The sequence below is a fragment of the Streptococcus sp. A23 genome (assembly GCF_043674155.1).
Taxonomy (GTDB): Bacteria; Bacillota; Bacilli; order Lactobacillales; family Streptococcaceae; genus Streptococcus; species Streptococcus suis_V.
Genome location: NZ_JBIMJP010000011.1, coordinates 1 through 22575 on the forward strand (window position 1 = coordinate 1; position 22575 = coordinate 22575).

19 protein-coding genes and 12 tRNA genes are annotated in these 22575 nt (G+C 46.1%); 26 read left to right on the forward strand and 5 right to left on the reverse strand.

Translation table 11 applies throughout. From position 1 onward, the window contains the following. Positions 1-218 precede the first annotated feature (218 nt). The 16 genes from ACHBIE_RS07050 to ACHBIE_RS07125 all read left to right on the forward strand — a co-directional run bounded on the left by ACHBIE_RS07050 (position 219) and on the right by ACHBIE_RS07125 (position 4971). Positions 219-291: transfer RNA gene (locus tag ACHBIE_RS07050), tRNA-Val, on the forward strand. A 6-nt stretch (positions 292-297) separates the two neighbouring features. Next, positions 298-368 (forward strand) — tRNA-Gly (locus tag ACHBIE_RS07055). 35 nt (positions 369-403) lie between these two features. Beyond that, positions 404-477: transfer RNA gene (locus ACHBIE_RS07060), tRNA-Ile, on the forward strand. Positions 478-482: 5 nt separating this feature from the next. Further along, positions 483-554: transfer RNA gene (locus ACHBIE_RS07065), tRNA-Glu, on the forward strand. A gap of 8 nt (positions 555-562) precedes the next feature. Beyond that, positions 563-652: transfer RNA gene (locus ACHBIE_RS07070), tRNA-Ser, on the forward strand. 9 nt (positions 653-661) lie between these two features. Continuing rightward, positions 662-735: transfer RNA gene (locus tag ACHBIE_RS07075), tRNA-Met, on the forward strand. Between the two features lie 4 nt (positions 736-739). After that, a tRNA-Phe gene (locus ACHBIE_RS07080) sits at positions 740-812 on the forward strand. Between the two features lie 15 nt (positions 813-827). Further along, positions 828-908 (forward strand) — tRNA-Tyr (locus ACHBIE_RS07085). A gap of 7 nt (positions 909-915) precedes the next feature. Further along, positions 916-986, forward strand: a tRNA-Trp gene (locus ACHBIE_RS07090). 7 nt (positions 987-993) lie between these two features. Next, positions 994-1066, forward strand: a tRNA-His gene (locus tag ACHBIE_RS07095). Between the two features lie 11 nt (positions 1067-1077). After that, positions 1078-1149 (forward strand) — tRNA-Gln (locus tag ACHBIE_RS07100). Positions 1150-1161: 12 nt separating this feature from the next. Further along, positions 1162-1245, forward strand: a tRNA-Leu gene (locus ACHBIE_RS07105). Between the two features lie 644 nt (positions 1246-1889). Then, entirely contained in the window at positions 1890-2588 is a 699-nt protein-coding gene (gene dapD, locus ACHBIE_RS07110) for a 2,3,4,5-tetrahydropyridine-2,6-dicarboxylate N-acetyltransferase (RefSeq protein ID WP_257104939.1), read from the forward strand. 10 nt (positions 2589-2598) lie between these two features. Beyond that, entirely contained in the window at positions 2599-3726 is a 1128-nt protein-coding gene (locus ACHBIE_RS07115) for an N-acetyldiaminopimelate deacetylase (protein WP_394733043.1), read from the forward strand. Between the two features lie 41 nt (positions 3727-3767). Then, entirely contained in the window at positions 3768-4310 is a 543-nt protein-coding gene (locus tag ACHBIE_RS07120; protein ID WP_394733044.1) for a 5-formyltetrahydrofolate cyclo-ligase, read from the forward strand. Continuing rightward, complete coding sequence (locus ACHBIE_RS07125) at positions 4303-4971, forward strand: rhomboid family intramembrane serine protease (protein WP_394733045.1); 669 nt, start codon at positions 4303-4305, stop codon at positions 4969-4971. Before ACHBIE_RS07120 ends, ACHBIE_RS07125 begins: the two co-directional genes overlap by 8 nt. An 18-nt stretch (positions 4972-4989) precedes the next feature. On the opposite strand, the gene galU is transcribed toward ACHBIE_RS07125, so the two are convergent. Then, the gene (galU, locus tag ACHBIE_RS07130) at positions 4990-5892 is read right to left on the reverse strand and encodes a UTP--glucose-1-phosphate uridylyltransferase GalU (protein WP_105122343.1); all 903 of its coding nucleotides are present in this window, start codon (positions 5890-5892) and stop codon (positions 4990-4992) included. A gap of 39 nt (positions 5893-5931) precedes the next feature. Next, a complete protein-coding gene (locus tag ACHBIE_RS07135; RefSeq protein WP_105160260.1) occupies positions 5932-6948 on the reverse strand; it encodes an NAD(P)H-dependent glycerol-3-phosphate dehydrogenase in 1017 nt (338 codons plus the stop codon). 221 nt (positions 6949-7169) lie between these two features. On the opposite strand from ACHBIE_RS07135, the gene ACHBIE_RS07140 reads away from it, so the two are divergent. From ACHBIE_RS07140 to ACHBIE_RS07175, 8 genes are all read left to right on the forward strand, one after another. Continuing rightward, positions 7170-7619, forward strand: a complete 450-nt coding sequence (locus ACHBIE_RS07140) for a MarR family winged helix-turn-helix transcriptional regulator (protein ID WP_105122345.1) — start codon at positions 7170-7172, stop codon at positions 7617-7619. Further along, a complete protein-coding gene (locus ACHBIE_RS07145) occupies positions 7612-9318 on the forward strand; it encodes an ABC transporter ATP-binding protein (RefSeq protein WP_125266529.1) in 1707 nt (568 codons plus the stop codon). The genes ACHBIE_RS07140 and ACHBIE_RS07145 overlap by 8 nt, the downstream gene beginning before the upstream one ends. After that, positions 9319-11103: an ABC transporter transmembrane domain-containing protein gene (locus ACHBIE_RS07150; RefSeq protein WP_172073899.1), complete on the forward strand. Its 1785-nt coding sequence runs from the start codon at positions 9319-9321 to the stop codon at positions 11101-11103. A 65-nt stretch (positions 11104-11168) separates the two neighbouring features. Beyond that, positions 11169-11693: a hypothetical protein gene (locus ACHBIE_RS07155; RefSeq protein WP_394733046.1), complete on the forward strand. Its 525-nt coding sequence runs from the start codon at positions 11169-11171 to the stop codon at positions 11691-11693. Positions 11694-11721: 28 nt separating this feature from the next. After that, positions 11722-12165, forward strand: a complete 444-nt coding sequence (locus ACHBIE_RS07160) for a dUTP diphosphatase (RefSeq protein WP_002939955.1) — start codon at positions 11722-11724, stop codon at positions 12163-12165. Positions 12166-12171: 6 nt separating this feature from the next. Then, positions 12172-13539 (forward strand): DNA repair protein RadA, encoded by a 1368-nt coding sequence (radA, locus tag ACHBIE_RS07165; RefSeq protein WP_172059839.1) that lies wholly within the window; start codon positions 12172-12174, stop codon positions 13537-13539. Between the two features lie 228 nt (positions 13540-13767). After that, entirely contained in the window at positions 13768-14115 is a 348-nt protein-coding gene (locus tag ACHBIE_RS07170) for a hypothetical protein (RefSeq protein ID WP_105110614.1), read from the forward strand. Between the two features lie 41 nt (positions 14116-14156). Next, positions 14157-15914 (forward strand): glycerophosphodiester phosphodiesterase, encoded by a 1758-nt coding sequence (locus ACHBIE_RS07175; protein ID WP_105110615.1) that lies wholly within the window; start codon positions 14157-14159, stop codon positions 15912-15914. Positions 15915-16003: 89 nt separating this feature from the next. Here the strand turns inward: ACHBIE_RS07175 and ACHBIE_RS07180 are convergent, their stop codons facing one another. Both ACHBIE_RS07180 and ACHBIE_RS07185 read right to left on the reverse strand, forming a co-directional pair. Next, entirely contained in the window at positions 16004-16540 is a 537-nt protein-coding gene (locus ACHBIE_RS07180; RefSeq protein ID WP_105160747.1) for a GNAT family N-acetyltransferase, read from the reverse strand. 14 nt (positions 16541-16554) lie between these two features. Beyond that, positions 16555-16854, reverse strand: coding sequence for a YbaB/EbfC family nucleoid-associated protein (locus ACHBIE_RS07185; RefSeq protein WP_172095654.1), 300 nt, complete (start codon positions 16852-16854; stop codon positions 16555-16557). 175 nt (positions 16855-17029) lie between these two features. Here ACHBIE_RS07185 and ACHBIE_RS07190 point away from each other — a divergent pair, with 175 nt between their 5' ends. Further along, complete coding sequence (locus ACHBIE_RS07190) at positions 17030-18199, forward strand: SIS domain-containing protein (RefSeq protein WP_394733047.1); 1170 nt, start codon at positions 17030-17032, stop codon at positions 18197-18199. A 114-nt stretch (positions 18200-18313) separates the two neighbouring features. After that, positions 18314-20236, forward strand: a complete 1923-nt coding sequence (locus ACHBIE_RS07195; RefSeq protein WP_394733048.1) for a fructose-1,6-bisphosphatase — start codon at positions 18314-18316, stop codon at positions 20234-20236. Between the two features lie 39 nt (positions 20237-20275). On the opposite strand, the gene ACHBIE_RS07200 is transcribed toward ACHBIE_RS07195, so the two are convergent. Beyond that, a complete protein-coding gene (locus ACHBIE_RS07200) occupies positions 20276-22546 on the reverse strand; it encodes a Xaa-Pro dipeptidyl-peptidase (protein ID WP_394733049.1) in 2271 nt (756 codons plus the stop codon). Positions 22547-22575: the final 29 nt, after the last annotated feature.

Genomic DNA, 22575 nt, shown 5'->3' on the forward strand with positions numbered 1-22575 from the left:
GCCGAACACAGCAGTTAAGCCCTAGAACGCCTGAAGTAGTTGGGGGTTGCCCCCTGTTAGATACGGTAGTCGCTTAGCAAGTTGGAGAGAAATCTCCAAATGGGAGTTTAGCTCACTGGGAGAGCTGAAACAATCTAGTGATTGTTTCAGGTTGTGGATGAAGAAAGCGTAGCTTTCCACACTACAGATGCTCGACCGTTGAGTTGAATGACCAGAAGGGGAGTTTAGCTCAGCTGGGAGAGCATCTGCCTTACAAGCAGAGGGTCAGCGGTTCGATCCCGTTAACTCCCATTATATGCGGGTGTAGTTTAGTGGTAAAACTACAGCCTTCCAAGCTGTTGTCGCGAGTTCGATTCTCGTCACCCGCTTTGAACTTATTGTTCATTTTACCAAACTTAGGTTTGGGCGCGTAGCTCAGATGGTTAGAGCGCACGCCTGATAAGCGTGAGGTCGGTGGTTCGATTCCACTCGTGCCCATATATGGTCCGTTGGTCAAGGGGTTAAGACACCGCCTTTTCACGGCGGTAACACGGGTTCGAATCCCGTACGGACTATATTTTATGGAGGATTACCCAAGTCCGGCTGAAGGGAACGGTCTTGAAAACCGTCAGGCGTGTAAAAGCGTGCGTGGGTTCGAATCCCACATCCTCCTTTTTATTGTCGCGGGATGGAGCAGCTAGGTAGCTCGTCGGGCTCATAACCCGAAGGTCGTAGGTTCAAATCCTGCTCCCGCAATTTTGGCTCGGTAGCTCAGTTGGTAGAGCAATGGATTGAAGCTCCATGTGTCGGCGGTTCGATTCCGTCTCGCGCCATTAACTTAATATTTTGGAGAGATAGCGAAGAGGCTAAACGCGGCGGACTGTAAATCCGCTCCTTCGGGTTCGGGGGTTCGAATCCCTCTCTCTCCATACCTTTACGGGCATAGTTTAAAGGTAGAACTAAGGTCTCCAAAACCTTCAGTGTGGGTTCAATTCCTACTGCCCGTGTTCTATGGCGGGTGTGGTGAAGTGGTTAACACATCAGATTGTGGCTCTGACATTCGGGGGTTCGATTCCCCTCACTCGCCTATTTTAATATTGGGGTATCGCCAAGCGGTAAGGCAAGGGACTTTGACTCCCTCATGCGTTGGTTCGAATCCAGCTACCCCAGTTATAACTATATGCCGGCGTGGCGGAATTGGCAGACGCGCTGGACTCAAAATCCAGTGTCCGCAAGGACGTGCCGGTTCGACCCCGGCCGCCGGTATAGTTGTGAAAGGAACGTTGATTTGTCGACGTTCCTTTTTGTGATAGGATCGTTGTCAACTGTAGTGGGTAGACGAAAGCTATATTCTTGAGAGGACCAGCTTAATCGTAACCGCCCAATAACGGAGTATTGTTTCAGCTTCCCTATTATCCAGTATACTGTTAGAGAAAACGGAACTGGAGGATTTTTTATGTCACACCCCATCGTCCCATTGACTGTTCCCAAATCTTGTCGCTTTGAGAAGAAAGGCAGAAATTTTGTCTTTTATTCCGAGAAAATTTGTGATACTATCCCCGCTTTATTCTTTCTTGGCTCGGGGATAAACAGTCACTTCCCTGACTGTTTATCTATTCCATATGATTCCTTTCTAATGATGGTTTAGTCGCTTTTCATTATAGGTCATATGGGACTTTTTTGATACTCAAAAAGGCTCCATAATCTCCACAGGGGATTTACCAACTACAGTCTTATAGAGCTCGAAAAGCTATATTCTTGAGAGGACCAGCTTAATCTTCTCGTTTTTAATGTTTGCCGCTGTTGAAATTTCTTTTACAAAGTTTTGTTCTATTTACAATCCATATTCCCCGAATTTTCTGAAAATTTTTGGTATAATAGTAAAAAATAATCTTTAGATAGGAAATACTATGACTGCAACAAAAATGAACGCTCAAGAGATCATCCAATTTATCGCCAATGCTGAGAAGAAAACGGCTGTGAAAGTGACCTTTGAAGGTCAGTTGGTGGCAGAAGTTCCGGCAACTGTCATCAAGCTGGGCAATGTCCTCTTTGGTGACTGGAAGGATGTGGAGCCGCTTTTGGCTGGCTTGACGGAAAATGTGGATTATGTGGTGGAAAATGACGCTCGCAACTCAGCTGTGCCATTGCTTGACAAGCGCGCTATCAACGCTCGTATCGAGCCGGGGGCTATTATCCGTGACCAAGTCGCTATCGGTGATAATGCGGTCATCATGATGGGTGCCGTTATCAACATCGGTGCGGAAATCGGTGCAGGGACTATGATTGACATGGGTGCCGTTCTTGGTGGTCGTGCGACGGTCGGTAAAAATAGCCATATCGGTGCAGGTGCAGTGCTTGCAGGCGTGATTGAGCCAGCATCAGCAGACCCAGTTCACGTCGGCGATAATGTCTTGGTCGGTGCTAATGCCGTTGTCATTGAAGGCGTGCAAATCGGTAGCGGTTCCGTCGTTGCGGCAGGTGCCATCGTGACTCAAGACGTGCCTGAAAATGTGGTAGTAGCAGGTGTTCCAGCCCGCATTATCAAAGAAATCGACGCTCAAACCCAACAAAAAACAGCCTTGGAAGAGGCTCTCCGTACACTCTAAGAGGTAGTTCATGCTCGATTTAATTGCGACTAGGCGTGCCCTCCACCAAATTCCTGAAATTGGGATGGAAGAGTTCAAGACCCATGCCTATTTGATGGACGTCATTGGTCAGCTACTGGAAAATTGTGATTTTGCTCAAGTTCGGACCTGGAAAACGGGTATTTTGGTCCATCTGACAGGTTCTGCGCCGGAAAAAACCATCGGTTGGCGGACAGATATTGACGGCTTGCCTATCGTTGAGGAAACGGGGCTGGATTTCAAATCTCTCCATCCTGAACGTATGCATGCCTGTGGACATGATTTTCACATGACCATTGCCTTGGGGCTTTTGGAGAAAATGGCAGAGCAGCAACCCAAGCATAATCTGCTCTTCCTCTTTCAGCCTGCAGAGGAAAATCTGGCTGGCGGCATGCTCATATATGAGGCAGGTGCCTTTGGTGAGTGGTTGCCAGATGAATTTTATGGGCTCCATGTCCGGCCAGACCTCAAAGTTGGTCAAATGGCCACCAATCGTGCGACCCTTTTTGCGGGCACTTGCGAAGTCAAGATACGGTTTACTGGAAAAGGTGGCCACGCAGCATTTCCCCATACCGCAAATGACGCCCTTGTGGCGGCCAGCTATTTTGTGACCCAAGTCCAGTCGGTGGTTAGCCGCAATGTGGACCCGATAGAGGGGGCAGTGGTAACCTTTGGGCACATGCAGGCGGGCACGACCAATAACGTCATAGCCGAAACGGCCTTTTTGCACGGCACCATTCGGGCCTTAACGCAAGACATGAGCCTTTTAGTGCAAAAACGTGTCCGTGAGGTGGCTGAAGGTATTGCCAAATCTTTTGGTGTAGAGCTAGACATCGTGCTCAACCCAAGCGGCTATCTGCCTGTGGAAAACAATCCGAAACTAGCAGATGAATTCATGACTTACTTTGATGGTGTGGAGGGAGTTGAGATGATTGACTGCCCACCTGCCATGACGGGTGAGGACTTTGGTTATCTGCTCAACAAGGTACCGGGGGTCATGTTCTGGTTAGGAGTGGAGACGCCTTATCCCCTCCACAATCCCCGTCTCAATCCCAATGAGGCTGCTCTTCCCTTGGCTGTGGATAAGTTGAGTGGATTTTTGAAAATGAAAGTGAACTAAGGTTGGTTTTCCAGCCTTTTTTCTGAAAAGGAGAATATTCTTTGGATAAAAAAATCATTCGTAAGGAAATGTTGGCTCAATTGAAGTTCTTGTCCTCGAGTCAGCGGGAGAAGAGCAGTCAGACCATGACTGATTTGTTGGTAGAGACAGAGGCTTACAAGTCTGCAACCTCTCTTGCCACCTATCTTTCCATGCCACATGAGTGGAATACGCGTTATCTGATTGAGCAGGCACAGGCGGATGGTAAGCAGATTTTCATCCCTAAGACCTATTCACAAGGGCGGATGGATTTTGTAGAATATAATCCAAATGATTTGGTCAAGTCGGCTTTTGGTGTCTGGGAACCGGGAACTTATTCACAACCTGTGGATAAGTCTGTGATTAACTTGATTCATGTGCCCGGTTTGGCTTGGAATGAGGCCGGTTTTCGGATTGGATATGGTGGCGGATTTTATGATCGCTACCTAGCTGATTTTCATGGGCAGACGGTGTCGACTTTGGCAGATTTTCAGCTACTGGCTATTGAGCCGGAGATATTTGACCAAGCAGTAAAGGAGTTAGTGATTGTTGAGACAGATGTTTGATAGACGGTACCCTGTGACCAATGGCTTGTTGGCTGTGACGACGGCTGTATTCTTGCTCATCCAAATCTTGCGTTTTGGGCAGACGACCGCGGCCTATACGATTTTTGAATTTGGCGGTATGTATGGAGAGGCGGTACGCCAGGATCCTAGTCAGCTGTGGCGCCTGATTTCGCCGATTTTTGTTCATATCGGCTGGGAGCATTTTTTGTTTAACAGTATCACCTTGATTGGGCTGGGTTACCAGCTGGAAGGACTGTTTGGTCCGCGCCGCTTCTTTTTGCTCTATATGCTGTCGGGAATGATGGGCAATCTTTTTGTTCTCTTTTTCACTCCAGGAGTGGTCGGAGCGGGAGCGTCGACCTCCTTGTTTGGCCTCTTTGCGGCTATGGCTCTCCTGAGAAAATTTAGTCGCAGTCGCTATTTACAGGTTCTTGGGCAACGCTACATGATGCTTTTGGGGATGAACTTGTTGCTCGGGCTTTTCACACCTTCGATCTCTATGGCAGGTCATATCGGTGGCGCGGTCGGCGGTGCCCTAGTCGTCATTTTTCTTCCACCGCTTGTGGAAAAAAATCTGTTTTCTGGTAAGCAAATCTTTTACAGTTTTATTAGTTATTTAGCTATATTCATTCTCTTGTTGGGCATCTTTTATCTGGTATAAGAAAAAACTAGCGATTTGCTAGTTTTTCTTTGTTTTCTCTAATGATTTACCAAGGTCAATCAAATATTGTTTCAAATCGTCTCTGACCTGTGGGTGTTGTAGGGCGTAGTCAATGGAAGTTTTCATGAAACCAAACTTATCACCGACATCATAACGAGCGCCCTTGAATTCACGAGCGAACACGCGTTGGGTTTTGTTGAGGGTATCAATGGCATCGGTCAATTGGATTTCGTTGCCGGAACCTGGTTTTTGATTTTCAAGAATTTCAAAAATTTCCGGTGTGAGAAGATAGCGACCGATAATGGCCAAGTCAGATGGAGCATCTTCAGGTTTTGGTTTTTCCACAAATGTATCGACACTGTAAAGGCCATTGACACCTTCGCCATGAGGTGCAATGACACCGTAGGCTGACACCTCTTCGTGGGGAACCGGCATAACAGCAATGGTTGAAGCATGTGTTTTTTCAAAATCGTTCATCAATTGCTTGGTCAATGGGACAGCTTTTTTATTGGTAATATCCATGAGGTCGTCACCCAACATGACAACGAAAGGCTCATTGCCGACAAAGGCCTTGGCTTGCAAGACCGCATCGCCCAAGCCACGCGGATGACTCTGACGAATGAAATGCAGGCGGATACCAGTTGTTTCATCGACCAGTTTGAGCAATTCATTCTTACCTTTTTCTTTTAAGTTGTATTCCAATTCAAAGTTTGAATCGAAGTGGTCCTCAATAGAACGTTTTGATTTACCAGTAACCACCAAAATGTCTTCAATGCCAGATGCAAGGGCTTCTTCAACGATAAATTGGATGGTCGGCTTGTCTACGATTGGCAACATTTCTTTAGCGAGAGCCTTTGTTGCAGGCAAGAAACGTGTTCCTAAACCAGCAGCAGGGATGACGGCTTTTCTAACTTTTTTCATACATTTTTCCTTTGTATTTATTGATGATTAACAATTTTATTAGTGCCATTCATTTTCATGACGGAATTCGCCGGACATGATTTCTTGGATGGCATCTTTGATTTGGGCACCCTGGTAGATGACCTTGTAAATGGCTTGGGTAATTGGCATGTAGACCCCGAGTTCTTGGGCCAATTCGTAGGCAGCCTTGGTCGTGGAAATTCCTTCGATGACCATGCCCATATTGGTTTCGATGTCTTCCAGTTTCTCGCCCTTACCAAGCAGGTCTCCAGCCCGCCAGTTGCGGGAATGAACTGATGTACCGGTGACAATCAAATCACCGACGCCAGACAGTCCACTGTATGTCAAGGGATTGGCACCCATGGCGACACCGAGGCGAGTGATTTCTGTCAAGCCACGAGCGATGATAGCAGCCTTGGCATTGTCACCATAGCCCAGACCATGCAAGGCCCCGGCTCCGACTGCGATAATATTTTTAAGAGCGCCAGCTGTTTCTACACCGATTACGTCGTTGTTAGTATAGAGACGGAAGTAGCGATTGCTGAAGAGATTTTGGACATAGGTTGCAGTTTCCAAATCTTTAGATGCGGCAGAAATCAAGGTCAAGTCGCGGACGATGGTTTCTTCAGCGTGGCTAGGACCGGAGACAACAACGACTTCTGAACGCAAGTCAGCAGGAATTTCTTCTTCCAAGACTTCTGACAAACGTTTATGAGTTTCTGGCTCAAGGCCCTTAGATGCGTGCATGACCACGACCTTGTGCTTGAGGGTCTCGGCAACCTGCTTGGCTACCAGACGGGTAACTTTTGTCGGAACAACGAAGAGTACAGCGTCGACCCCATCTAGCGTTTCAGCCAAATCCTTGTAGGCAACAATCTTCTCGTCTAGAACAATGTCCCTGAAATAGCGCGTGTTAGTATGTTTTTCATTGATTTCATCAATCTGCTCCGGGATATTTCCCCAGATACGGACACTATGCCCGTTATCATTGAGCACCTGAGCTAGGGCTGTTCCCCATGAGCCAGGTCCCAAGATAGCAATGGTTTGCTTTTCCATAATGCTTCCTCTGAATTCATGTTTTTACCATTATATCATATATAAAATTTTTTTGAAAATAGCAGAGCGAAAAAGGCGGCTTGCAGGAAAAGGACAGGTCGGTTTTTACAAAATGAAAAAATCTATGAAAACAAAGAAAATGTTTCATTTTGCTTGACAATAGTTCTCTAGAAAACTATAATGGTTCTCATGGTCATTAATTAACAATGAAAGGAGTTTCGATGGGAGATTTTTTAGCAGAATTTCGTTCCCTACTCAATCAGGTGGAACAGATTGGTGACAAGATTGCCAAGGAACATGGTGTAGAGCATCTCGCTGGTCCTCAGGGATGGGCCTTGCTTTATCTAGCTAAGTGTTCTGACAAGGAAGTCTTTGTTAAGGACATTGAAAAAGAAATGAAAATTTCTAAATCAGTTGCTAGTAATCTGGTCAAACGAATGGAGAAAAATGATTTTATTCAAGTCATTCCATCCAAGCAGGATAAGCGCTACAAGCAGATTATCCTGACGGCGAATGGGCAGGAAAAAGTTAGTCGCCTAGATGACTTCCATCAGGAACTGCACCAATCATTGTTTAATAAGATTACAAAAGAAGATTTTCAATTGGTGGAGCAGTGGGCCCATCAATTAACTGAAAATATTAAGGAATATAAGGAGAAGCACAATGTTTAAAGAAGCGATACTGCGTTATAAGTGGTATGCCTTGGCCTCGGTTTTATTAACTGCAACGGTCGTGACAACTGCTCTGCTACAGCCGAGCTACTTGAAGGATGTCTTGACAGCTGTCTTGACCAACGATAAGACAGAGATTGTTGAAGTCGGTAAACTCTTGCTGGTTATTGCTGGGATTGGACTTTTGGCTGGTTTAGCTAATACTATCGTGGCAGCGAAGATTTCCCAAGGGGTTTCGGCGGATATCCGCGAAAAAACTTTTAGGAAAATCCAAAGTTTTTCTTATGCAAATGTGGAAGAGTTTAATGCGGGGAATTTGGTCGTTCGGATGACCAATGATGTCACTCAGATTCAAAACCTGGTTATGATGCTCTTTACCATCCTCATGCGGGTTCCTATGTTGTTTGTCGGGGCCTTCATCATGGCGGTTCGGACCTTGCCTGAATTGTGGTGGGTCATCGTTCTGATGGTTATTTTGATCATGGCGATTATGGCTGTGGTTATGGGGGTTATGGGTCCACGATTTGGGAAATTCCAGACACTGATGGACCGCATGAACGGCATTGCCAAGGAAAATCTGCGCGGTATCCGTGTGGTCAAGTCCTTTGTACAGGAAAAAAATCAATACGACAAGTTCAAGTCTGTGTCTAATGAACTCTTGGACCTCAACCTCTTTATCGGTTATGGTTTTTCAATCCTGCAACCCTTGATGATGTTTATTTCTTTCATGGCTATTTTCTTGTCCCTCTACCTGGTATCTGGGATGGTGGATACGAATTTTGAGGCGATTGGTGGCTTTACTTCCTTCATGAGCTACCTTATGCAGATTATGTTTGCTATTATCATGGCCTCTTTCATGGGCATGCAGGCATCTCGCGCAGCTATTTCCATCAAACGGATCAGCGAGGTCTTGGATACGGAGCCTGCTATGACCTTCAAGGATGTGGCGGATGAAGAATTGACTGGTAAGATTGTCTTTGACAATGTCAGCTTTACCTATCCGCATGACACGGAGCCGACTCTGAAAAATATTTCCTTTGAGATTGAGCCAGGCCAAATGGTCGGTGTGGTTGGAGCGACGGGCGCTGGTAAATCAACGCTTGCCCAACTCATTCCGCGTCTCTTTGACCCGCAGGAGGGAACGGTATCTATCGGGGGTCGTGACTTGAAAGAAGTCAATCAAAATACTCTTCGTAACACGGTTTCTATCGTCTTGCAGAAGGCCATTCTCTTCTCGGGTACTATTGCAGACAACCTGCGTCAGGGCGCGCCTGGGGCGGACTTGACACGCTTGGAGCGGGCCGCAGGTATTGCCCAGGCAAAGGAATTTATCGACCGTTTGGATGATAACTATGAAAGCCAGGTCGAGGAGCGGGGAAATAACTTCTCCGGTGGTCAGAAGCAACGGATGTCTATTGCCCGTGGTGTGATTTCTGAGCCAAAAGTCTTGGTACTAGATGATTCGACTTCAGCCCTTGATGCCAAGTCTGAGAAATTGGTACAAGAGGCCCTCAATCATGATTTGAAGGGGACAACGACGGTTATCGTTGCCCAGAAGATTTCTTCTGTTGTCAAAGCTGATAAGATTTTGGTACTTGATGAAGGTCATCTGATCGGCCAAGGTACCCACGCCGAGCTGGTAGCTACGAACGATGTCTACCGTGAAATCTACGAAACGCAGAAAGGGAGAGAAGAATAAATGAAGACTTTACGTTTCTTTTGGTTTTATTTTAAACGTTATAAACTGTCCTTTGCTATGATTTTTGTGGCTATTGTTGCGGCGACTTATTTGCAGGTGAAGACACCGGTTTTACTGGGGAATGCCATTACAGAATTGGGAAAAATTGGTCAGGCTTATTTTGCGGCGAAGCAAATGGGACAGACTGGTTTTAAGCCGGACATAGCTGATTTTAACGGGGTTATGCTCAACCTTCTCATGGCCTATGTGGTGACAGTTGTGTCGACCTTGATTTACACGCTCTTGTTCACTCGGATTGTGGCGCATTCGACCAACCGTATGCGTAAGGGACTTTTCGGTAAGCTGGAGCGTTTGACGGTTGCCTTTTTCGATAAGCATAAGGATGGAGATATTCTGTCACGCTTTACATCGGATTTGGACAATATTCAAAATGCCTTTAACCAGTCGCTGACCCAGGTTGTGACCAATATTGCCCTCTATATCGGTATGGTCTGGATGATGTTCCGTCAGGATGTCCGTCTGGCCTTGGTGACCGTTGCATCAACACCGATTGCCCTACTTGCTTTGGTGATTATTATCCGTCTGTCTCGTAAATACACGGATTTGCAGCAGGCAGCCGTTTCTAAGCTCAATGCCTATATGGACGAGAAAATTTCTGGTCAGAAGGCCATTATCGTCCAAGGGGTGCAGGAAGAAACGATCGATGGCTTTATGGAGCTCAATGAAGAAGTGCGTCGGACGACCTTCAAAGGGCGTCTCTTCAGTGGGGTGCTTTTCCCCTTCATGAACGGGATGAGCCTGGTTAATACGGCCATCGTTATCTTTGCAGGCTCCAGCATAGTACTCAATGATTCTTCCTTGGAAACAGCAGCAGCTCTTGGTTTGGTGGTGATTTTTGTTCAGTATTCGCAACAATACTACCAGCCAATCATGCAGATTGCAGCCAGCTGGGCGGAGTTGCAACTGGCTTTCACGGGTGCTCACCGTATCCAGGAAATGTTTGACGAACCTGAAGAAGTTCGCCCTGAAAATGCACCGCATTTCACCGAACTCAAAGAAGGAGTGGAAATCAAGAACATTGACTTTGGCTACCTGCCAGGTCAGAAGGTTTTGGACAAGGTGACTATCTCTGCTCCTAAGGGCAAAATGGTGGCGGTCGTTGGGCCGACGGGATCTGGTAAGACTACCATTATGAACCTGATTAACCGTTTCTACGATGTCAATGGGGGTAGCGTGGCATTTGACGGTCGCGATATCCGTGAATACGACTTGGATAGTCTGCGTGATAAGGTTGGTATCGTCTTGCAGGAATCTGTCCTCTTCTCTGGTACCATTGCGGACAATATTCGCTTTGGCGATGAGACTATTTCGCAGGAAATGGTGGAAACAGCGGCGCGTGCCACCCATATCCACGACTTTATCATGAGTCTGCCAGAGGGCTATGAGACATATGTGACTGATGATGAAAATGTCTTTTCAACTGGTCAGAAACAGCTGATTTCCATTGCCCGTACCCTTTTGACAGACCCTCAAGTCCTGATTTTGGACGAAGCAACCTCAAACGTGGACACGGTAACGGAAGCCAAAATTCAAAAGGCTATGGAGGCCATTATCGCAGGACGGACCAGCTTCGTCATTGCCCACCGCCTCAAGACTATCTTGAATGCGGATGAAATCATCGTCCTCAAAGACGGTAAGGTCATCGAGCAGGGCAACCACAGCCAACTTCTCAAACTCAACGGCTTCTACGCCGAACTCTACCACAACCAGTTTGTGTTTGAATAAAGTTGAAAACCCCAGCCACTAGGTTGGAGTTTTGCTTTACCCTGTATTTCCTGTATAATAGACCTATGAAAAGACAGAGTGTTCGAGTTGAACTGTTTCCCCTAAAAAAAGAAGAAATCCTTGCCTACTTAGATGACAAGGGTGTTTTAGTGAATGACTATTTCAAGACCTACCTAGCTCATCCTGCTTATCAAGAAGTGGTGGAGAAACAGAAGTGTTTAGTTGAGATTGTCAGCCTAGCCGACATGGGATTTGATAGGGAAGCAACTGCTCCTCAGATAGAGGAGAGAGCCGTGGAGATGGGTTATCAACTACCACCAGCTCATCTGGGAGTTTATCTTCGGTTGGCTTTGTTGGAACAGGAAGTTAGTCAAGATGCCATACTCTCCCAAGGAAAATCACCAGATGGAGCCATTTGCCTGCTGTCGCCTCAGTTGGAGAAAGAGTTTAACTTCCCCCGTAGTGTCTATCTTCGCAAGGTTGACCAAGACTTGTGGCTACGTGCAGCCCGCTTTGATGACGAGTATGCTTTCCCCTTAACAACACTTTTTGCATTTGTGACGAAAAATGCGAATGAATACAATGAATAAAAAGAAGAAAATGATGTAAGGAGTTCTTATGAAAATCCGTGGTTTTGAACTGGTCAGCCAGTTTACTGATGAAAATTTATTGCCAAAACGTGAGACGGCCCACGCAGCAGGCTACGACCTGAAGGCTGCAGAAACCGTCAGCTTGGAGCCAGGCGAGATTAAGCTGGTGCCAACGGGTGTCAAGGCCTATATGCAGGCCAACGAGGTTCTCTATCTTTATGACCGCTCGTCCAATCCTCGCAAGAAAGGCTTGGTCCTGATTAACTCGGTTGGGGTTATTGACGGCGACTACTACGGCAATCCAGCCAATGAAGGTCATATCTTTGCCCAGATGCGAAACATCACAGAAGAAACCGTTGTGGTGGAAGCTGGCGAACGCATTGTGCAAGCCGTTTTTGCCCCCTTCCTACTAGCAGATGGCGACCAGGCCGACGGTGTGCGGACAGGTGGATTTGGGAGTACGGGGAAATAGGAGGAGATTACCATAGCTAAGAAAAAAACAACCTTCATTTGTCAGAACTGCGAGTATCATTCGCCCAAGTACCTGGGGCGCTGTCCTAACTGTGGTTCTTGGTCTAGCTTTGTTGAAGAAGTCGAAGTGGCGGAGGTCAAAAATGCCCGCGTCAGCCTGACTGGTGAGAAAACCCGACCAATGAAGCTCAATGAAGTTTCGTCTATTCAAGTCGCTCGCACCAAGACCAATATGGAAGAGTTCAACCGCGTCCTCGGTGGCGGCGTGGTGCCGGGCAGTCTAGTTCTCATTGGAGGCGATCCAGGGATTGGCAAGTCCACCCTGCTCTTGCAGGTTTCGACCCAGCTTTCCACCATCGGCACCGTTCTCTATGTATCGGGGGAAGAGTCTGCCCAGCAGATTAAGCTCCGTGCCGAGCGTTTGGGCGACATTGACAGCGAGTTCTATCTCTATGCGGAGACCAATATGCAGAGCATTCGGACCGAGATTGAGAAAATCAAGCCAGATTTCCTGATTATCGACTCTATTCAGACCATTATGAGCCCTGACATCTCCAGCGTGCAAGGTTCTGTCAGTCAGGTCCGTGAAGTGACCAATGAGCTTATGCAGATTGCCAAGACCAACAATATTGCAACATTTATAGTCGGCCACATGACCAAGGAAGGGACCCTGGCTGGACCGCGGACCTTGGAGCACATGGTAGACACCGTTCTCTATTTTGAGGGCGAGCGGCAACACACCTTTCGTATCTTGCGGGCGGTCAAAAACCGTTTTGGCTCTACCAATGAGATCGGCATTTTTGAAATGCAGTCGCAGGGCTTGGTCGAAGTTCTCAATCCAAGTGAGGTCTTTCTGGAAGAGCGTTTGGACGGGGCGACAGGCTCTGCTATTGTCGTGACCATGGAGGGCACCCGCCCTATCCTTGCCGAAGTGCAGGCCCTGGTGACTCCGACCATGTTTGGCAATGCCAAGCGGACCACGACAGGACTGGATTTCAACCGTGCCAGCTTGATTATGGCGGTTTTGGAAAAACGGGCAGGCCTGCTCCTCCAAAACCAAGATGCCTACCTTAAGTCAGCAGGCGGTGTCAAACTGGATGAGCCAGCCATTGACCTAGCGGTCGCAGTTGCTCTTGCCTCCAGTTACAAGGACAAGCCAACCAACCCACAAGAGTGCTTTATAGGCGAAATTGGCCTGACAGGTGAAATCCGCCGCGTCAATCGGATTGAACAACGGATTAACGAAGCCGCCAAATTGGGCTTTACCAAGGTCTATGCCCCTAAAAATTCCCTGACAGGAATCAAGGTACCAAAGGAAATCACGGTTATCGGTGTGACAACCATTGGCGAAGTCCTGCAGAAGGTGTTTGGGTGATATAGGCGTATGACCTGTATCAATCAATATGATAAGAATTAGTATTATAGAAGAGTTTGGCGTTTTCCAAACTCTTTTAATCTTTACTATCTGACAAATTTAGCTGGTATTATGTTTATTAGTTATTCTTGAGCCCAGTCTGAATTTGATTTCAAGAGAAGTAAATTGGGCTCAAATTGGGTAGAAATTATTTTTGAAAGGGTTTACAATGTTGTTAAGGAGGAACTTATGATTGATAATCGTACACTTGCAATCCTCATGGAATTATTTGCTACTAGTCAAATGAACCTATATGAATTAAGTATTCAGACGGGAATCGACAAAGGCACACTTCAATCCAGTATCGAAATTGTCAATCAGTTATTAAAAGAGCAGTCATTAGACTCTATAGATTTTAATGAGGAATACTATAGTGTTCCAGACTCGTTATTAAAGAGTAAGGATCAAATATTTCAGTTGTTTAGCAATAGGCAAATCTATTTATCTCAGGAACAGCGCCAACTAGTTATTTATCTCTATACTTTTATTCGAAAAGATTTTGTATCCAGCTTTTTATCTTGTCGCCTTCTCACCTGACTTGGCTTGAAAAATTCCTTGAATTATGGGACACTAGGTCTATGGATAGAATACGTCGTGAATTTCAAAAGGTTTATTATAATCTGGATAAAATCCTGCTCTTGTTTTTTGTCTCCTTTACTGTTATGGAGTTTGTATGGATTCCGCTCAATTCCTGGTTGGCAGAATTTCTTCTGTCGCTGACAGGCCATGCCTACCTATCTCCAACAAATGTCCTCCAAGTCCTATCTAGCAATCTTTTTGTTACTGTTCTTTTTGCTCTGCTGATCATTCTAAATATCTTGGTTGCCTATCTGGAAATTGCCCTCATCTTTACTGGGGTTAGGCAGTTGTTGGACAATCGGGTCAAGCATTTGAGAGATTATATTAAGGATGTTGGACGGGATATGGTGGGGATTATCAGCCATACCAGTCTCCCTAAAATTAGCTTTCTCCTATGCTATGCAACGGTGTTATTGCCCTTTTTGCGTAGGATTTTGAATATTTATTATTTTAATAAGCTAGTCATTCCTCAGTTTGTGCTGGATTACCTTGAAAAGAACAATCTTGTAGCCTTAGTGATTGCTCTAAGTTTGTTGGTCTTTTCTTGGTTATCTGCTAGGCTCATGTATGCTATACCTAAGATTTATTTTGAACACCGTGGGGTCAAGGAATCAGTAGCTCATTCCTGGCATCAAACCCGGGGGTGGCAGCAGTTGGCATCCTACGCCCGCCTCTTGTGGACAATGACCTTGCCTGGTCTGGTTATACTTGGTGTTGGGCTCACCCTCTATCTGTTCCAGCTTTTGGTGGACAAGACTCTGCCTTCCCTGGCCTATCCCCTGGCCTTGCTGAGCTTCATCTTCTTCAGACTGACCTACTATGGGGCTATTGCCATGTTTATGACCAAGTTTGTGACTCTCTTGACTGGTCAGCATTTACCAAGCTACCGACGAAAGCGCCTGCGTCACCGCCTCCGTTTGCTGATTGTGGTAAGCTCTGCCTTACTCTTTGGTTTAGACGGGGCTCTCAGCCTTTATTATCCCTTTGAAAGCCTGCCAGTGACCATTTCTCACCGAGGTGTGGATGATGAAAATGGTGTCCAAAATACCCTTGAATCTCTGGAGTTAACTGCCCAGCTCAGGCCGGATTTTGTGGAGATGGACATTCAGGAGACCAAAGACGGTCAGTTTGTCGTCATGCATGATACGAATTTGTTGGCCTTGACGGGAAATACCGGAGGTACGCACGATTATAGCTTGCAGGAGTTGACCTCCATGACCGCCTCGGAAAACGGTCAGTCTGCACCAGTTCCGTCCTTCGATGCCTATCTGGATAAGGCAGACCAATTGGGTCAGAAACTCCTGGTCGAAATCAAGGAGACCAAGCAAGATAGTCCTGATTTAGCTAAGAATTTTGTCAAAAAATATGGAAAACGCCTCTTGGCCAAGGGGCATCAGTTTCATTCGCTAGATTATCAGATCATTGTAGAAATCGAGAAGGTTCTGCCCCAGCTAAAAACCTATCTGATTTTGCCCTTTAACAGTATCTATCCTCAGACAGTAGCGGATGGCTACACCATGGAATATACTTCTCTGGACCAAAATTTCATGATGAAGTCTTGGTTACGCGGCAAGTCGGTCTATGTCTGGACGCCCAATGATGAGGACGAAATGACACGAATGGCTATGCTTCAGGTGGATGGGATTATCACCGACCAGCTTGAGAGCTTGCAGAGGGTTGAAGACAGTCTGCGGTCAACCACTCGCTATGCAGATTTGTTCCTCTTGCAGGTCGAGTCATTGTTATATGGATTGTAAAAAACGTGAGTTCGGATGGAACCCACGTTTTTAATGTGAAATGGGAAGGAATTCCCATCGAAAGCAAGTTTTGAGAGCTTCATACTAGCCTAGGAGTTGTGCCATTCTTCTCTGAGAATGCCGTATTTGACAGAGTCATAGTAGTATCCCTGCCAGTAGCGAACCTTGCGAATCTGTCCTTCTTTTCGCATGCCAATCTTTTCAGCTACCCGCATCATGCCAGGATTACCAGACCAGGTGGTCAGTCCGATGTGTTCCAGTTCTGGCATGCTTGTGAAAATCTGACGAATCCATTTCTGGAGGGCTAGGGTTGCGAATCCTTTTCCCCATTGGTTCTCATTATAGATTTCGATACCAACTTCTAGCCAGCGTGTGGCTTGATTTTCCCAATAATAACTAACAATTCCGATTGGCTCTCCATCTACCAAGATGCCTCGAACTTCTTCTGTTTGGAACCAAGGATAGCGCGGTGATTCTTGGAAATTGGTGAAGTCTTTATAAGCCTGATAGTCATCGAAATAGGGTGCTGCGAATTCTTTCCAGTAGGGTTTTTCGTCAGAGAAGCCTATTTTCCAAATAGTTAGGAGTGCTTGTTCTGTAAGAGGGAGGAGTTCTAGGTTGGACATGGGAGTGTTCCTTTCTAAAACGGCAATTTCCCTGCGAAGGCACCGAGTTTCTTCTTGGTTGCCTCATCAATTTGTTCCAGCGCTGCATTAACCGCCTGAATGGTCATATCCTGCAAGGTTTCGATGTCGTCAGCGTCAACAACTTCAGGCTTGAAGTCGATGGCAACCAATTTCTTGTCGCCTGTCAAAGTTGCGGTGACCAAGTCTTGTGCAGAAGTGCCTGTAAACTGGGCTGCAGCCAGTTCAGCCTGGCTTTGCTCCATTTGCTTTTGCAATTTCTGGGCCTGTTTCATCATTTGTTGCATATTCATCATAGTGTCTTTCCTCCAAAAGTATTCTGGAAGTATTATAGCATGAAAAGTGCCGAATTGAGTAGGAAAAAAGTTAGAGAAAATTAAAATATTAACCTACTTTAAGTTGACTTTGTGGAAAAAATCGCTTATAATAAAAGAAAAAACTGGTTATAACCAGATGAAACGAGGAGGACCTATGTTCCGTTTAGCAAAAGAAGAACTTGAAAAGTTGGGTGCCCATATTACAGCGGGTGAGATTTTCCAACAGCCTGGACTCTGGCGCGAGGCCTACCAGCTCTATCTCGATAAGCTTGAAGTCATAGAGCGCTTTGTGGCTAACATCAAGGAGAAACATGATTTTGTCCATGTCATTTTGACGGGGGCAGGGACATCTGACTTCGTTGGTCAGAGCATCGCCAACTACCTCAATAATGTCAATGACTTGAAACGCATTCGCTTCTCAGCCATTGGTACGGTAGAATTGGTTGGTCGTCCGCATGATTATCTTCAGGCTGATGTACCGACTATCCTGGTATCCTTTGCCCGTTCTGGAAATTCTCCAGAGAGTGTGGCAGCGGTGGAAATTGCCAAGACACTGGTTGACACCCTTTACCAAGTAACGATTACCTGTGCACCTGAAGGGAAATTGGCTCAAGCGGCAGAGGGAGATGCAGACAATCTCTTGCTCTTGCAACCAGCCGGCTCCAACGATAAGGGCTTTGCCATGACAGGTTCTTACAGCTGTATGTCCTTGACGGCCCTGCTTGTCTTCTCGCCAGCTAGCCAAGAAGAAAAAGCTGCATGGGTCGACACCATAGCTCGCCTTGGCCAGGATGTCTTGGACCGTGAGGACTTCATCCAAGGGATTATTGATCTGGATTTTGAGCGCGTGATTTACCTGGGAGCAGGCGGTTTCTACGGGGTTGCCCACGAGGCTCAGCTGAAGATTTTGGAATTGACCGCTGGTAAGATTGCGACCATGTACGAGTCTCCGCTCGGTTTCCGTCATGGACCAAAATCCTTTATCAACGACAAGACCTTGATTTTCCAATTTGTCTCAAATGATGCTTATACACGTCAGTACGATGTGGACCTCTTGAATGAGGTGCATGGGGACGCAATAGCAGAGCGAATTGTTGCCCTTTCTGCATCGAAATTGGAAGGCACTGAGGCACCAAATTTCGTCCTCGCAGAAGGCGGAGCAGAGCTACCAGACGTCTTCTTGACCTTCCCTTACATCATCTTTGCACAGACAGTGTCTATCATGGCAGCCATCAAGTGTAAGAACTTACCAGATACACCATCCCCAACAGGCACCGTAAACCGTGTAGTGCAAGGTGTGATTATTCATCCTTTAGAAAAATAGGCAGTAAAAAAAACGAGTTGCAGGTGCAGCTCGTTTTCTTTTCTTGCAATCGGAGGAAAATTTAGTTAGACTAAATTAGTAACCGCTTTCAATTTTGCCCTGGAAGGAGAAGAAATGGACAGATACTATCGTTTACTCAAGGAAAAGTTTCCAACTAAATCAGCCGTTATGACAGAGCTCATCAATTTAGAAGCTATTCAGCATCTCCCTAAGGGGACTGAATATTTCGTCAGTGATTTGCATGGTGAATTTGAGGCATTTGACTATTTGTTGAGAAGTGGAGCAGGTCTTATAAAACATAAGATCAATGATTGTTTTGCGGCGGAACAAAATGATAAAAGGGTATTGGAGGAACTCGCCTTATATATTCTGTATCCAAAAGAAAAGATGGAGAGGGATGTGAGCCAGTTCGGCGAAAGTGGTCTAGAGACTCGTCTGTTAGCTATCCTTCCTTTGATGTTGGAATTTACCCGATTTTTAGGTGAAAAATACAGTCGTTCCAAAGTTAGAAAGGCAATGCCAAAAGAATTTGCTTATATTATCGAAGAATTGCTGACAGAGAGTGAAAATAGGGCTGCAAAGCAAAAATATGTTACCGCTATTTTAGCCAAAGTTGCTCAATTAGATCAATTGGAAGAGTTAGTAGGGGCCTTATCAATGTTGATTCAGCGACTCAATGTGGACCATTTACATGTGGTTGGGGACATCTATGATCGTGGTAAAGATCCTGATCGAATATTAGATACCCTTCTCCAACATCAATCGGTTGATATTCAGTGGGGTAATCATGACATAACTTGGATGGGGGCAATTTCGGGCTCACTTGTCTGTTTAGTTAATGTGATTCGGATTGCTGCTCGCTATAATAATTTAGAATTATTGGAAGAACGATACGGGATTAACTTGCGTCCCTTAGTCGCTTATAGTCAAAAATATTTTTCTTATCAACAAGCTTTTGAACCAGTTTTAGATGGGGAAGTATTAAGTCAAGCAGAGTCAGTCGTATTAAATCAATTGCAGCAGGCAACAGCACTATTGCAATTTAAATTGGAAGAACAGTTAATCAAACGTAGACCAGAGTTTAAATTGAACCATCGAAGACTCTTGAGTCAGGTAGATTTTGTTACGAATACCATTTGTTTGAACGGAGTAGAGTATCCATTGGATGGTCTAACCACAGAAACCATTGATCAAAAAGAACCAACCCAGCTCAGCTTGGAAGAAGTAGCGCTTCTGCAACAGTTAAATCACAGTTTTCAGCAGTCTGAAAAATTACGTCGCCATGTTGATTTTTTATTTGAAAAAGGTAGCATGTACCTGGTCTACAATCAGAATTTGCTCTTTCATGGCTGCCTGCCTCTTCACGAAAATGGAGATTTCAAGTCTTTGAGAATAGATGGAATAGCTTATGCAGGTAAGGACTTGCTTGATTTTTATGAAGCATCCATTAGAAGGGCCTATAAGAATCCAGAAATTCAGGATGATCGTGAGACAGACCTCTTTTGGTACCTCTGGGTGGGTGAAAGTTCCTCTTTGTTTGGAAAGAAAGCGATGACGACCTTTGAGCGATATTATATTTCTGATAAAACGACCCACTTTGAGGAGAAGAATGCCTATTATCGCTTGCGCAATCAAAAGGATATTTGCCAACTGATTTTAGAGGAGTTTGGTTTAACTGTTGACGGTCGTATTATCAATGGACATACACCAGTGCGCGAGAAAATTGGGGAAAGTCCCATAAAAGCAGATGGCCAGATGTTGGTGATTGATGGTGGCTTTGCAAAAGGCTATCAGGCCAAGACAGGATTAGCTGGCTACACATTGGTTTCCAACAGCTATGGATTACAACTTGTTGCCCACAGGCCGTTTACAGGTGTTGATACAGTCTTGGCTGGTGGAGGAGAGATTATTTCTGCTCAACGTTTAGTAGATGAGGTGCATCATCGGATATTGGTAAAGTCCACTACAATCGGTTCTAAGCTAGCTAAAGAAATTCAGGAGTTGGACTATCTTTACCAGAACTTTGAAGAATTCTAAATACAAAAACGAGTTGCAGGTGCAACTCGTTTTCTTGTCTTATGGTCTTGGGAGATGGATGGTCGAATGGTCCAAGTCAATCGAAATAGTCCAGTCACTATTATCCCGAACAGTGCATTCAAAGTCTGTCGTGTAGAGAATGAGTTCTAGCACATCGCCTTTTTTCAGCTGGTAGATAGTCGGTTGCAGCTTCCAGCTCAGGTCCATCCACTGGTCTGGCACCACTTCCTCAATTTTCATCAAGTCAGTACGGTTTTGTAGGTTCATAAAGCCCTTGGTCACCAAGCGTTGCGGCATCTCCACATAAGGCAACTCCATCAGATTTTCTTGGGCATGGTAACGGCCGTTGTCCAGGGTCAACCGCATTTTTGGCGTTGGAATCGGGGCTAGGCGTTTTTTGTTTCCCTTGTCCAATAGCTGAGCAGATAAGAGGCCTTGGGCTACACTAGAAGCTACACGGAGTTTCAGCGTGACCTGTCCATTGAGCAGGAGGTCCTCCGTTACAGGCAGTTCGATGCTGACTTGGTTGGCCTTGCCTGCATAGAGGTCTTGGTGGAAACTTGGGTAAGATTTGCCGTAGCGGTCAAAATCTTCTTGGGCATACTGATTGGAAATGGTCTGGCTTCCAGTACCTAGTGGCAAGACAGCCTCGTTTTCGCCGCCAAAGGTGTCCAAGGTCGTCCAAGTCTGCTCACCGCTGTTGTCCTGCCAGATGACCGTTGGCAGTTGGTAGTTACTCTCGTAGCCCAGCAGTTTTTGACTGAGCAGGGCGTTCATGGACTCGCGGAAGTCGATAGACTGCCAGTTGTTCATATACACGTGGGCACCGTTGTGGAAGAAGAGGTGCTTTTTGATCTGGCTTGGTAGGGCATGAAACATATTCCAGACGTGAATCGGCTTGACATTCCAGTCCTGTGAGCCGTGGGTAAAGACCACCTCACACTTGACCTTGTCAGCCTGGAGCAGATAATTGCGGTCCTGCCAGTATTGGTTGTAGTCACCGCTAGTGCGGTCCAGAGCAGCTCGTTCTGCTGCCAGTCCTTTTTCGTAGGCTTCTTTACTGCGGAGGAAGTCCCCTGCTTGCAGACTTTTAGAGTAGGTCAGGGCAGTCAAGCTGTCCAGATCCTCGCCTGGATAGCCACCAGGGCTGGTCACCAGCCCGTTTTCACGGTAGTAGTCATACCAAGAGGAGATCCCAGCTTCTGCGATGATGACTTCTAATCCGTCCACGCCAGTTGTTGCCAAGGCATTGGACATGGTACCGAGGTAAGAAAGTCCCGTCGTCGCTACCTTACCATTGGCCCAATCGGCCTTGACCTCTAACGAGCGAGTGTGGTCTGTGTAGGCCTTAGTGCGACCGTTCAGCCAGTCAATCACCGCTTTGTAGCCCTCAACCTGCTGGTAGTCGCCAGATGTCATGTAGCCAGTCGAGCCCAACGTGCCGATACCAGACACATGGAGGCTGGCGAAACCACGAGCAAGGAAGTAATCATTGAGGGAGTAAGAAGTGATGTGGCCCAGTTTTTCGGTGGCAGGGCTGACAGGCAGGTCCCGCTGGTCTAGCTCAAGGGTCTTGTAGCTTGGCGTGCCCACCTCAATTTTGCCGGGAGTCTTTTTAGCCAGCTCCGTTTCCATTTTGTGAAGAGCCTTATCGCTTGCGACATCATTGGTTCCTTGGTGATAAGGGCTATTGGTAATGATAGCGGGAATGCCCCCCTCGTGGTGAGGACGTAAAATAGAAACCTTGACAATGTCCGTCTGCCCAGTTCCTGCTGTGTCCACAGGCGTTTCGACATAGACGACCTCGCGAATTAGATTCTTGGTCGAGAAGGTCGCAAGGGCTTTGCCATTGAAGAAATGATACGCATTATCTTCAGGAATCAAATCATCCGCTACCAGCTGGTCAATCAAGGTATTGCCTGACTTGGTGCGCGCATTGAGCAGCTGATAGAGATTTTCAATGATGTCGCCAAAGACAATTGGGAAATTGGTTTTCTCGGCAAAAGCTGCAACATCAGTATAGTCAAAGTTTGGCACAAAGCCCAGCAATTGAAAGGCTACTTGGTAGAAAACTTCCGCAGTGACTTGGCGGTCCGACTGAAAGAAGGTCAAGAGGTCTGTCTCCCAGTCTGCAATCATATTGGACAGGGCAAAGTCTGTGTTGGTTGTCAGAAAATGACAGGTTCTTACAAAAATTTCCAGGATTTCTTTTATTTCTGCTTGACTATCGACCGCAAAGCCGATAGAATGGAGTTCGTTTACAATGGTTTCCCGATTTTGTGGGATGTATGAGAATTGATTAAAACGCATAGGAGCTCCTTATTTTCTGAAATTATCTA